General features: G+C 55.1%; 15 protein-coding genes. 11 read left to right on the top strand and 4 right to left on the bottom strand.

Annotation, left to right across the window (positions count from 1 at the left end):
• Window positions 1-3 precede the first annotated feature (3 nt).
• Together mlaE and mlaF are read right to left on the bottom strand one after the other, a co-directional pair.
• Window positions 4-786, bottom strand: coding sequence for a lipid asymmetry maintenance ABC transporter permease subunit MlaE (gene mlaE / locus WG891_RS09730; RefSeq protein WP_076941814.1), 783 nt, complete (start codon window positions 784-786; stop codon window positions 4-6).
• Between the two features lie 4 nt (window positions 787-790).
• A complete protein-coding gene (gene mlaF, locus WG891_RS09725; protein WP_337262710.1) occupies window positions 791-1,606 on the bottom strand; it encodes a phospholipid ABC transporter ATP-binding protein MlaF in 816 nt (271 codons plus the stop codon).
• A 441-nt stretch (window positions 1,607-2,047) separates the two neighbouring features.
• Between mlaF and WG891_RS09720 the strand changes: the two genes are divergently transcribed.
• The 11 genes from WG891_RS09720 (at window position 2,048) to npr (ending at window position 10,151) form a co-directional block, all read left to right on the top strand.
• On the top strand, window positions 2,048-3,028 hold the full coding sequence (locus tag WG891_RS09720; protein ID WP_337262711.1) for a calcium/sodium antiporter: 981 nt from the start codon (window positions 2,048-2,050) through the stop codon (window positions 3,026-3,028).
• A gap of 15 nt (window positions 3,029-3,043) precedes the next feature.
• Entirely contained in the window at window positions 3,044-4,030 is a 987-nt protein-coding gene (kdsD, locus tag WG891_RS09715) for an arabinose-5-phosphate isomerase KdsD (RefSeq protein WP_337262712.1), read from the top strand.
• 17 nt (window positions 4,031-4,047) lie between these two features.
• Window positions 4,048-4,602: a 3-deoxy-manno-octulosonate-8-phosphatase KdsC gene (gene kdsC / locus WG891_RS09710; protein ID WP_337262713.1), complete on the top strand. Its 555-nt coding sequence runs from the start codon at window positions 4,048-4,050 to the stop codon at window positions 4,600-4,602.
• On the top strand, window positions 4,599-5,177 hold the full coding sequence (gene lptC, locus WG891_RS09705; RefSeq protein ID WP_337262714.1) for an LPS export ABC transporter periplasmic protein LptC: 579 nt from the start codon (window positions 4,599-4,601) through the stop codon (window positions 5,175-5,177). Before kdsC ends, lptC begins: the two co-directional genes overlap by 4 nt.
• Complete coding sequence (gene lptA / locus WG891_RS09700) at window positions 5,146-5,685, top strand: lipopolysaccharide ABC transporter substrate-binding protein LptA (RefSeq protein ID WP_337262715.1); 540 nt, start codon at window positions 5,146-5,148, stop codon at window positions 5,683-5,685. The genes lptC and lptA overlap by 32 nt, the downstream gene beginning before the upstream one ends.
• A gap of 6 nt (window positions 5,686-5,691) precedes the next feature.
• Window positions 5,692-6,417: an LPS export ABC transporter ATP-binding protein gene (gene lptB, locus WG891_RS09695; protein ID WP_337262716.1), complete on the top strand. Its 726-nt coding sequence runs from the start codon at window positions 5,692-5,694 to the stop codon at window positions 6,415-6,417.
• 30 nt (window positions 6,418-6,447) lie between these two features.
• A complete protein-coding gene (gene rpoN, locus WG891_RS09690) occupies window positions 6,448-7,881 on the top strand; it encodes an RNA polymerase factor sigma-54 (RefSeq protein WP_337262717.1) in 1,434 nt (477 codons plus the stop codon).
• Between the two features lie 23 nt (window positions 7,882-7,904).
• The gene (gene hpf, locus WG891_RS09685; RefSeq protein ID WP_337262718.1) at window positions 7,905-8,192 is read left to right on the top strand and encodes a ribosome hibernation promoting factor; all 288 of its coding nucleotides are present in this window, start codon (window positions 7,905-7,907) and stop codon (window positions 8,190-8,192) included.
• Between the two features lie 241 nt (window positions 8,193-8,433).
• On the top strand, window positions 8,434-8,895 hold the full coding sequence (gene ptsN / locus WG891_RS09680; protein WP_337262719.1) for a PTS IIA-like nitrogen regulatory protein PtsN: 462 nt from the start codon (window positions 8,434-8,436) through the stop codon (window positions 8,893-8,895).
• 132 nt (window positions 8,896-9,027) lie between these two features.
• Window positions 9,028-9,882 (top strand): RNase adapter RapZ, encoded by an 855-nt coding sequence (gene rapZ, locus WG891_RS09675; protein ID WP_076941805.1) that lies wholly within the window; start codon window positions 9,028-9,030, stop codon window positions 9,880-9,882.
• Window positions 9,879-10,151, top strand: coding sequence for a PTS phosphocarrier protein NPr (gene npr, locus WG891_RS09670; RefSeq protein WP_037397501.1), 273 nt, complete (start codon window positions 9,879-9,881; stop codon window positions 10,149-10,151). Before rapZ ends, npr begins: the two co-directional genes overlap by 4 nt.
• Window positions 10,152-10,296: 145 nt before the next feature.
• On the opposite strand, the gene WG891_RS09665 is transcribed toward npr, so the two are convergent.
• On the bottom strand, window positions 10,297-11,790 hold the full coding sequence (locus tag WG891_RS09665; protein ID WP_337262720.1) for an aldehyde dehydrogenase family protein: 1,494 nt from the start codon (window positions 11,788-11,790) through the stop codon (window positions 10,297-10,299).
• A gap of 20 nt (window positions 11,791-11,810) precedes the next feature.
• Window positions 11,811-12,176, bottom strand: coding sequence for a cupin domain-containing protein (locus WG891_RS09660; protein WP_337262721.1), 366 nt, complete (start codon window positions 12,174-12,176; stop codon window positions 11,811-11,813).
• Window positions 12,177-12,343 lie beyond the last annotated feature (167 nt).

The raw sequence follows: 12,343 nt of genomic DNA, 5'->3' as shown, positions 1-12,343 counted from the left end.
GAATCAATTCCCAAACATCAGTGCAGTCAGCACAAAATCCAATCCCAACACCGCCAGTGACGAATGTACCACGGTCCTTGTCGTTGCCCGGCTAATCCCTTCAGAAGTCGGCACCGCATCGTAGCCGTTGAAGATCGCAATCCAGGTCACGGTAATGGCAAATACCACGCTCTTAATCAGGCAGTTGAGCAAATCCTTGCGCCATTCAACCGCCCCTTGCATCGCCGACCAGAAGAAACCGCTATCGATCCCTTTCCAGTCCACGCCTACTACCGAGCCCCCCCAGATCCCGACAGCCACAAAAATGATCGTCAGCAGCGGCATACTGATTAACCCCGCCCAGAAACGCGGAGCTACGATGCGCCGCAGCGGATCGACCGCCATCATTTCCAGGCTGGAGAGCTGTTCTGTGGCTTTCATCAAGCCGATCTCGGCGGTCAAGGCAGAACCGGCACGGCCGGCAAACAGCAGGGCGGTCACGACCGGCCCCAGCTCACGCAGCAGCGACAGCGCCACCATCATGCCAAGGCTGGCTTCTGCGCTGTAGGTGGTCAGAACAATGTACCCTTGCAGCCCCAGAACCATGCCGATAAACACGCCGGACACCATGATGATCAATAGCGACTGCACACCCACGCTGTAAAGTTGCCTGATCAGCAGCGGCCACTGCTTATGCGGTTCCGGGCGCCCGATCAGCGCATGGAACAGCATCAGCCCGGCGCGCCCAAAAGCGGCGCTGGTGTTGATGCCACGGCGCCCTAACGACGCTAACGCCTGTAAAAACATGAAATTATTTACTCCCATTCCTTAGAAGCTCAGTCTGATAATCACTGGCCGGATAGCGGAAGGGTACCGGCCCGTCGGCAATACCATCCAGAAACTGACGCACGCGTGCATCAGGATTGTTCTGCAACTGTGCTGCCGTACCCTCGGCAATCACATGGTGATCCGCCACGATATAGGCGTAATCAGCAATGCTCAATACCTCTGGCACATCATGTGAAACCACGATGCAAGTTATACCCAGCGCATGATTCAGCTCATCAATCAGCTTCACCAATACGCCCATCGTAATGGGATCCTGGCCGACAAAGGGCTCGTCGAACATGATCAACGCCGGATCCAGCGCAATCGCCCGCGCCAGTGCGGCACGCCGTGCCATCCCGCCAGAAAGCTCGTTTGGCATCAGCTCAGCGGCACCGCGCAGCCCCACGGCTTCAAGCTTCATCAGCACCGTGCTGCGCAGGATTGGCTCCGGCAGGCGGCTGTGTTCACGCAGCGGAAAAGCCACGTTTTCAAACACCGTCAGATCGGTGAACAGCGCTCCCGATTGGAACAGCATGCTCATCTTCTTGCGCGATTCATACAGCTGATGGCGCGATAAGGCGGGAATATTATCACCATCAAACCAAATCTCGCCGCGATCCGGCGCTAACTGACCACCGATCAGGCGTAATAGCGTGGTTTTCCCAATCCCCGACGGCCCCATAATCGCCGTCACCTTGCCGCGGGGAACCGTCAGATTGATGTCTTCAAATATCAGCCGATCGCCGCGAGAGAAGCTCATACCGCGCACTTCGACCAGATTATCTGCCTTCTGGTGCATGTTTATTGATCCTTTACCGGTCGCTCTTGCTAAGGGCCAGCCTTAATGAGGGTGATTGGGCAGGCTCTAAATCTATCCGTGATGTTAAAGCAACAGACGCAATGCGTCTCATCTTTACAAAAACTCACCGCCATTTTGCTACCAATGATGCCATTGGTTTTACTTTTAAGCTTCAGGCAGTCAAAATTAAGAAATAACGCAAAAAAATGAAATTGTTCAACTTTTAACCGGGAAAATCCGTTGCTGCAGCTTAACTTTGCACAACGATGGGCAAGCAAGATGGCCGAATTTCGGCTTTACCAACGAACCGGGATAATACCCAATGGATTTCACGTTGTAGCCAGGCGGTAAGTCCGTGCCCCACCAGCGGGGTGAACGTGTACAACCCACGACACTGCAACCTGAAAAACCAGGGGCATTATACCTAATAAAGGACCCTGCATGTTTCTCGCGATAGTATTGTTAATCGTTGGTTTATTTTTACTGGTGTATGGAGCGGATCGATTAGTTTATGGTGCGGCGGTGATTAGCCGCTCTTTGGGCGTACCGCCGCTGATTATCGGTATGACCATTGTCGGTATTGGCACTTCCCTGCCGGAGCTGATCGTCTCGGTCACTGCGGCGCTGAACGGCCAGACCGATATGGCCGTTGGCAACGTATTGGGTTCCAACATCGCCAATATTTTATTGATCCTGGGGGTTGCTGCGCTGATCCACCCTTTGGCAGCGCGTTCTGACATCCTGCGGCGCGAACTGCCGCTGATGTTGGCTGTCACCTTGATATGCGGTTTTGTGCTGATGGACAACAGCCTCAGCAGGCTGGACGGTGTGCTGCTGCTGGCTGCCGCCACCGGGTTTATTCTGCTGATGCTGAAAATCGCCCGGCAGGCCCAGCGCGAAGGCAATGACAGCCTGACCATGGAGCAACTCGCCGAACTGCCACAGGACAGCAGCAACACCGTGGCCATACTGTGGCTGGTGCTGGCATTTATCATCCTGCCGCTCTCTTCGAAGATGATCATCGACAACGCCACGGTGATCGCCCATTACTTCGCCCTGAGTGAACTGGTGGTCGGCCTGACGATTATTGCCATCGGCACCAGCCTGCCCGAACTGGCCACCACCATTGCCGGAGCACTAAAGGGTGAAGATGATATGGCGATTGGTAATATCATCGGCTCCAACATTTTTAACCTGGTGATCGTCCTGGGTATCCCCGCGCTGCTATCGCCGGGCAGGATCGATCCTGCCGCCTTCCAGCGCGATTACTGGGTGATGCTGGCAGCCAGCATCCTGCTCAGCGCCTTGTGCCTCAGGCGTAAACATCGTATCGGCCATCTGGCGGGTGCTCTGTTATTATGTGGCTTTATTGCGTATCTTGCGGTGTTGTTGTTTAACCCTTTCAGCACGTTTTTTGGCTAAGTGATGGGAATGAGTATGTCGAACATTCAGTGGCAACCGGGCTTTGATTTTCAGCAAGCAGGCAAGGAAGTGCTCCAGATTGAGCGTGCAGGCCTGGCCCAGCTAGATCAGTACATCAACGCCGACTTCACCCGCGCCTGCGAAATGATCGCCGCCTGCTGTGGCAAAGTCGTGGTGATGGGCATCGGCAAATCCGGCCATATCGGCTGCAAGATTGCCGCCACGCTGGCCAGCACCGGCACCCCGGCATTTTTCGTACACCCGGCAGAGGCCAGCCACGGCGATCTGGGCATGGTGTCAGCGCAGGACATTGTGTTGGCCATCTCCAACTCCGGTGAATCCAATGAGATTCTGGCGCTGATCCCGGTGCTGAAACGCCAGCAGATCCCACTGATTTGCCTGACCAACAACCCGGAAAGCTCAATGGGCAAAGCGGCGGAAGTGCACCTGTGCATCAAGGTGCCGCAGGAAGCCTGCCCGCTTGGTCTGGCTCCCACCACCAGCACCACCGCCACGCTGGTGATGGGTGATGCTTTGGCGGTGGCACTGCTGAAAGCACGCGGTTTTACACCGGAAGATTTTGCCCTGTCGCACCCTGGCGGAGCGCTGGGTCGCCGCCTGCTGCTGCGCGTCAGCGACATCATGCACAGAGGCGATGAGATCCCGCAGGTGAGCGCCGACGCCTCTCTGCGCGATGCCCTGCTGGAGATCACCCGCAAAAATCTCGGCATGACCGTGATCTGCAACGATCTGATGAAAATCGCCGGGATCTTCACCGACGGTGACTTACGCCGGGTATTCGACATGGGTATCGATCTCAATAACGCCAAAATCGCCGATGTGATGACGCCAGGAGGCATTCGCGTGCGTCCGAACATGCTGGCGGTCGATGCGCTCAATCTGATGCAGCAACGCCATATCACCGTCGTGCTGGTTGCTGATGGCGACCAGTTGCTGGGTGTGGTACATATGCATGACATGCTGCGTGCCGGCGTTGTCTAATGAAAGGAACCCAATGAATGAGTCTGGTTGAAACCTGCTACGGGCCGGTAACTGAAGACGTGATGGCACGAGCAGGAAAGATCCGCCTGCTGATTTGTGATGTGGACGGCGTGCTGTCAGATGGCCTGATCTACATGGGCAACCAGGGTGAAGAGCTGAAAGCCTTCAATGTGCGCGATGGTTACGGCATCCGCTGCCTGAAAACCTCTGGCATCGAAGTCGCCATCATCACCGGCCGTTCAGCCAAGCTGCTGGAAGATCGGGCAAAAACCTTGGATATCACCCATCTGTATCAAGGGCAATCCGATAAGCTTTTGGCCTTCCGTGAACTGTTAGATAAACTGTCGTTAACACCCGATCACGTGGCCTATATCGGCGACGATCTGATCGACTGGCCGGTGATGGCTGAAGTGGGTCTGGCGGTCGCCGTGGCGGATGCGCACCCGCTGCTGACGCCGCGGGCTCATTACGTTACGCGCATTGCCGGTGGACGTGGTGCCGTGCGTGAACTGTGTGACATTATTCTTTTGGCTCAGAACAAGCTGGAAGGGGCCAAAGGGCTGTCGATATGAGTAAAACCAAACTTTGGATCACCCTGATACTGGCGGTGATCGTACTGGCGCTGATCGGCTGGAATATGGCTGATTTCAGCGATGAAAGCAGCTCGGCACCGATCAATCACCAAGATCCGACCTATCAGAGTCAGCATACGGTGACGGTGGTGTACAGCCCAACCGGTAAACTGAACTATAAACTGGTGGCTGAAGAGGTGAAATATTACACCGCCGATGAATTAAGCTGGTTCACCCGGCCGGTAATGACGCTGTTTAATGATGATGCGGTGGCCACGTGGTCGGTACGCGCCGATCGCGCCAAGCTGACCAAGGATCGTATGCTGTATCTCTACGGTCACGTTGAGGTGAACAGCCTGACCACCACCTCGCAGCTAGAAAAAATCAAAACGGACAACGCTCGGGTTAATCTGGTCACGCAGGATGTTTACTCCGATGATGAAGTGACCCTGTTCGGGACGAACTTTACTTCTAACGGCATGAAAATGCGTGGGAACCTGCGGGACAAAACCGCTGAGCTGATTGATAAGGTCAAGACCAACTATGAAATTCAGAACCAAAAAACAACTCCGTAATCTATTGATCGCCAGCCTCGTTTTGACCGCCAGCACTCCGGTTCTGGCGTTGAAATCCGACGCCGATCAGCCAGTGAATATCAATTCGCTGAAACAGTCGCTCGACATGCAGAGCAACGTCAGCACCTTTACTGACGACGTGGTGATCAGACAAGGCACCATCGAGATCAAAGCCGATAAAGTGGTCGTCACACGCCCCGATGGCGATCAGAACAAGACCTATATTGAAGCCTTTGGTAATCCGGTCACGTTCTACCAGATGCAGGACAACGGCAAACCGGTGAAAGGCCATGCGCAGAAAGTCCGCTATGACGTCGCAACCCAATTGGTCACGCTCACCGGTAATGCTTACCTGGAACAGCTTGACAGCAATGTGCAGGGCGATCGCATCACTTATCTGGTGCAGCAGCAGCAGATGCAGGCGTTCAGCGATAAAGGCAACCGTGTGACAACGGTCCTGGTGCCCTCACAGTTGCAAGACAAAAACGCTCAAAAGAAGAGTAACTAATCCCTTATGGCAACACTCATCGCAGAAAATCTGGCGAAAGCCTATAAAGGCCGCAAAGTCGTCGAAGACGTCAGCCTGAAAGTGAAATCTGGCGAAATCGTCGGCCTGCTGGGCCCCAACGGCGCCGGTAAGACCACCACGTTCTATATGGTGGTGGGTATCGTTCAGCGCGATGCCGGGCGTATCGCCATCGATGAAGAAGACATCAGTATTCTGCCGCTGCATGCCCGTGCGCGCCGGGGTATCGGCTATCTGCCGCAGGAAGCCTCGATCTTCCGTCGCCTGAGCGTTTACGACAACCTGATGGCGGTGCTGGAGATCCGTGACGATCTCACCAGCGAGCAGCGTGCCGATCGCGCCGTCGAACTGATGGAGGAATTCCATATTTCCCATCTGCGCAACAACATGGGCCAGTCGCTGTCCGGTGGTGAACGCCGCCGCGTGGAAATTGCCCGTGCGCTGGCCGCCAACCCGAAATTCATCCTGCTGGATGAACCCTTTGCCGGGGTTGACCCGATTTCCGTTATCGATATCAAGAAAATCATCGAGCACCTGCGTGACAGCGGTCTGGGGGTATTAATCACTGACCACAACGTGCGCGAAACGCTGGACGTGTGTGAACGCGCCTACATCGTCAGCCAAGGCAAATTGATTGCCCATGGCACACCAGATGCTATTCTGGCGGATGAGCAAGTGAAACGCGTTTATCTGGGCGAAGAATTCCGCCTCTAGGTTCTAGCTAACGGAAGTAACCTGAAGATTATGAAGCAAGGTTTGCAACTCAGGCTCAGCCAACAATTGGCGATGACTCCCCAGCTACAGCAGGCGATACGCCTGTTGCAGCTGTCCACGCTTGAGCTCCAGCAGGAAATCCAACTGGCGTTAGAAAGCAACCCACTGCTTGAACAAACCGACCTGCACGAAGAAATTGATACCGAAGAACGCCCGGAGACCGAAGCGCTGGACACCCGTGAGGCGCTGGAACAGAAGGATATGCCCGAAGAGCTGCCTCTGGATGCCACCTGGGATGAGATCTACACGGCAGGTACCCCCTCCGGCAGCAGCATCGATTACAGCGATGACGAATTGCCGGTCTACCAGGGAGAAACCACCCAGACGCTGCAGGACTATCTGATGTGGCAAGTGGATTTAACGCCGTTTTCCGATACCGATGCAGCGATTGCCACCTCGATCGTCGATGCCGTTGATGATACCGGCTATCTCACCGTGCCGCTGGAAGACATTCTGGAAAGCATCGGTGACGACAATGTCACCATGGATGAAGTCGAAGCAGTCTTGAAACGCGTACAGCGCTTCGATCCTATCGGCGTGGCGGCGCGCGATCTGCGTGATTGCCTGCTGATCCAGCTTTCCCAATACGCCAAAGACACGCCTTATCTGGCGGAGGCGCACCTGATCGTCAGTGAGCACCTGGATTTGCTGGCCAATCACGACTTTCGCAGCCTGATGCGAACAACCCGCTCAAAAGAAGATACACTGAAAGAAGCGATGCTGCTGATCCAGTCGCTCGATCCGCGCCCTGGTCAGTCGATCAATACCGGTGAATCCGAGTATGTGATCCCGGATGTCCTGGTGCGTAAGGTGCAAGGTAAATGGCAGGTTGAACTCAATACTGACAGCATCCCGCGCCTGAAGATCAACCAGCAGTATGCCGCGCTCGGCAATAACGTGCGCAACGATGCCGACGGCCAGTTTATTCGCAGCAACCTGCAGGAAGCAAAGTGGCTGATCAAAAGCCTGGAAAGCCGTAATGATACTCTGCTCAAAGTTACCCGCTGCATTGTCGAGCAGCAGGAAGATTTCTTTGAACAGGGGGAAGAGTTTATGAAACCCATGGTGCTGGCCGATATCGCCCAGGCCGTGGAGATGCACGAATCGACGATCTCGCGCGTGACGACGCAGAAGTTCCTGCACAGCCCGCGTGGTATTTTCGAATTGAAGTATTTCTTCTCCAGCCATGTGAATACCGACAGCGGTGGCGAAGCCTCCTCTACGGCGATCCGGGCGTTGGTGAAGAAATTGATTACGGCGGAAAACCCCGCCAAGCCGCTTAGCGACAGCAAGCTGGCCACGATGCTTTCCGATCAGGGGATCATGGTGGCACGGCGCACCGTTGCCAAGTACCGAGAGTCTTTGTCCATCCCGCCGTCAAATCAGCGCAAACAGTTGATTTGACCTCTATAGAGAAGGAAGACATTATGCAGCTCAACATTACCGGACACCACATCGAAATCACTGAACCAATGCGTGAGTTCGTGAACAATAAGTTCGCCAAACTCGAACAGTATTTTGATCGCATTAATCAGGTGTATGTCGTTCTCAGTGTGGAAAAAGTGCAGCAGATTGCAGAAGCAACGGTGCACGTGAATGGAGGCGAGTTGCACGCCACCTCGGAAAAAGAGGATATGTATGCCGCGATTGACTGCCTGATCGATAAACTGGCGCGTCAATTGAACAAACATAAAGACAAACTAAAGCAGCACTGACATTCGGGCCGCGATCGCCTCAGCGAACGCCGCTCAAATTGTAGTCCATTGGCTACCAGGCAACGTCGGCGCGTCCCCCCTGAAAGGGGCGCGCCGACCCGCCATCAGGGTTAAACCGGCGAAAAAAGCGATTCATCAGGCGTCATCGGAGCAGACAGTTTGCCAGCCACTTAGCGCCTCACTGGCTGGCGGCAAAAAGCCCGGTAAAGCGCTTAATGAGAGTTTTTTAAGTGAAGATGAGATGAACAACGAAATAATGCAATTAAGCTCGGTGTTAAACATCGAGTGCACCAAGAGCTCGGTACACTGCACCAGCAAGAAACGGGCGTTGGAAATTATCAGCGAATTGGCCGCTAAACAGCTCAACCTGCCGTCGCAGGTGGTGTTTGATGCCGTTCTCACCCGTGAACGCATGGGCAGCACCGGTATCGGCAACGGTATCGCGATCCCCCATGGCAAACTGGAAGAGGACACCCTGCGTGCCGTTGGCGTGTTTATCCGTCTGGAACAACCCATCGCCTTTGACGCCATTGATAACCAGCCGGTCGACCTGCTGTTTGCCTTACTGGTACCCGCCGATCAGTGCAAAACACATTTGCATACCCTGTCGCTGGTCGCCAAACGGCTGGCAGACAAAACCGTCTGCCGCCGCCTGCGCGCGGCACAGACCGATGAAGAGCTCTACCAGATTATCACCGAGTAATCGCGAGTTGGCGTGACTTTCAGCCATGAAAAAGCTAGTGTTTTACTGATAATGCATCCAGGCTGCGGCCTGGATAATAAAGATCCTAACGGTGGCGATAAACGCCATTGATATGCCAGGGGGAGTTGCCACATGGTGCTGATGATTGTCAGCGGCCGTTCCGGTTCAGGGAAGTCTGTCGCCCTACGGGCGCTGGAAGATATGGGTTTTTACTGCGTTGATAACCTGCCGGTGGTCCTGTTGCCGCAGCTTGCTCAGACGCTGGCCGAACGCAATACCTCTGCGGCGGTGAGCATCGACGTGCGTAACATGCCGGAATCACCGGAAGTATTCGAATACGCCATGACCCAGTTGCCCGAGAGTTTTTCACCGCAACTGCTGTTCCTTGATGCCGATCGCAATACCCTGATCCGTCGCTACAGTGACACCCGTCGCCTCCACCCGCTTTCTGCCAAAAATCTGTCGCTGGAAAGCGCGATTGATGAAGAAAGCGATTTGCTGGAACCTTTGCGTTCACGCGCCGATCTGATCATCGACACATCAGAGATGTCGGTGCACGAACTGGCAGAAATGCTGCGTACCCGCCTGCTGGGTAAACGCGAACGCGAATTGACCATGGTGTTCGAGTCCTTCGGCTTCAAACACGGTATTCCTATTGATGCCGACTATGTGTTTGACGTGCGCTTCCTGCCGAACCCGCACTGGGATCCGAAATTGCGCCCGATGACCGGCCTGGATAGACCGGTCGCCTCGTTCCTCGATCGCCATACCGAAGTGCATAACTTTATCTACCAGACGCGCAGCTATCTGGAGCTTTGGCTGCCGATGCTGGAAACCAACAACCGCAGCTATCTGACCGTGGCTATCGGCTGTACCGGTGGTAAACACCGTTCGGTGTATGTGGCCGAACAGTTGGCAGATTATTTCCGCTCACGCGGCAAGAACGTGCAATCACGCCACCGTACCCTGGAAAAACGCAAGCAATGACGGTCAAGCAAACGGTAGAAATCAAAAACCGGCTGGGCATGCATGCCCGGCCAGCGATGAAGCTGTTTGAACTGGTGCAGAGTTTTGACGCCGAAGTGCTGCTGCGTAATGACAGCGGCACCGAAGCGGAAGCCAGCAGCGTCATAGCGCTGCTGATGCTGGATTCCGCCCAAGGCCGCCAGATCGAAATCGAAGCTACCGGGCCGGAAGAACAACAGGCCCTGGCGGCGGTGATTGAGCTGTTTAATTCCGGCTTTGATGAGGATTAATCCTCCCCCCATCCCAGAATACCCTATGGATTTCAAGTTGCAGCTAGGCGGCAAGGGTGTTAATCCCCAGGAGCTTACTTAGGTAAGTGCCTGGGGTTCGCGCACGCAGCCAACAACACTGCGGCTTGCAAGACGACGGGTATGTTTAGTACCTCATCATCACCGATTTCAGCTCGGTGTAATGTTCGATAAACGCGCTGCCAAACTCGCGCCCGATCCCTGACGATTTCACCCCGCCGAACGGCAATGCCGGATCGAGGAAGGTGTGCATGTTGATCCACACCGTACCGGCTTCGATCCGTGGGATCATGCGCATCGCCTTGCTGAGATCGTTGGTCCACAGGCTGGCCGCCAGGCCGTAAGGCGAGTCGTTCATCATGGCGATCATCTGCTCTTCGTCGTCATAGGCCAGGAAAGTGCCCACCGGGCCGAAGGTTTCTTCCCGCATCAGCAGATCGTTTGGGCCAGTAGCGCGGATCGCCGTCGGGGCCACAAAGAAACCGGGGCCCGCAAGCGCATGGCCACCGCAGACAATCTGGCTGCCTTCGGCACGCGCCCGATCGAACAGGCCCAACACCTTGCGATAATGCGCTTCGTTGGCCAGCGGCCCCACTTCGGTGGTTTCATCCAGTGATGAACCGACCTTCATCGCCCCCAAACGCTGCGCCAGCTTTTCCAGCACTTCATCAATATGGCTGGCGGGCAGGTAAAAACGCTCGGCCGCGGCGCAGATCTGCCCCTGATTCAGATAACCCGCTTCGATGATACCGTCGACCATCTTATCGACTGAAACATCGGCCAGAAACGCCGCGCCATTTTTGCCCCCCAACTCCAGCGTGGTGCGCACAATCCCCTGCTCCATGGCCGCTTTACCTACGGCAATGCCCGTCGGCACCGAACCGGTAAAAGTCACCTTGGCACAATGTGGATGAGCGATCAGCGCCGGACCCAAGCGCGCACCGGAACCGTTCACCACGTTCAGCGCACCATCCGGGATCCCCGCTTCTTTTGCCAGTTCGGCCACCCGCAACATGGTCAGCGGCGTGTACTCACTGGGTTTTAATACTACCGTACAGCCGCAGGTCAGCGCCGCGGCCAGTTTCCAGATGGCGATCATGATGGAGAAATTCCACGGAATAATCCCCACCACCACGCCCAAAGGTTCACGCCGGGTGAAAGCGGTGTACTGTTCACCTCGGAAAGAAGGTAATGAAACGTTAAGCGTTTCCCCACTGATTTTGCTCGACCAACCGGCAAAGTAACGCAGGAACTGCGCGGCCATATCAATTTCCAGGCCCCGCGCCAGTTGAATGGTTTTGCCGGAGCACAGGCTTTCTAACTGCGCCAACTCTTCACGGTGCGCCTGTAACAGGTCGGCCAGGCGCGTCAGGCAGTTGCCACGCTCCATTGGCGAAACCTGCGCCCAAGCACCGTGGAAAGCAGCAAACGCCGCCTGCATCGCGGCATCAACCTCTTCCTGCCCACCTTCCATAACCTGAGCAATCGCCTGCCCGGTGGCCGGGTTAACCACCGCAAAACGTTCCGTTCCTGTTCCACTCAGTAACCGGCCGTTAATGTAGTGGCCATGATCGCGGCCCAGAAATGCCGTCACCTGTGGCAACAGTGTAATGTCAGTCATCGCATCGCCCTCTTACAGCGTTAGCCTTCGACAATCGCCAGATAGTGCTTAACAAAGCGATCGGAGGTAATTTCCCAGCGTACCGGGGTGCCTTTTTCCACAAACCAGGAATCACCGGCTTGATAATGCACCGATTCACCGGTGTTTTCGTTGGTCAGCGTGGCGCTGCCTTCCCATACGGTGGCATGTTCATTAAATGGATACTCCATCACGAACGCGCCGCGGGTGCAGCTAAAGACACCGCAGTTCAGGTTGTCTGACGGTTCACCGAAAATCATCGCCACACCAACGTTAGGTTCACCGGCAACGACCGTTGCCCCCAGATTGCTGACGCTGCCGATTTGCAGCAGTTCTGGTAACGCTTGCTTAAGCAGTAATGGTTTCATGGTTTTTCCTTTTAAAATCAATGATGGGGTTTCCCCTCACCCTAACCCTCTCCCCAAGGGAGAGCAGCTGTGTTTAAAGTCAATGGGTGATGATTAATTTGTCACCCATTGCCTATTATCTCGCAGCATCGCGTTTAATATCGTTAACAGCTTTCTGATGCACGCGG

The sequence above is a fragment of the Serratia sp. MMO-28 genome (genome assembly GCF_037199905.1).
Taxonomy (GTDB): Bacteria; Pseudomonadota; Gammaproteobacteria; order Enterobacterales; family Enterobacteriaceae; genus Chania; species Chania oryzae.
The sequence above is the reverse complement of the archived record's forward strand: the minus strand, read 5'-3'. Positions and strand labels throughout refer to the sequence as shown.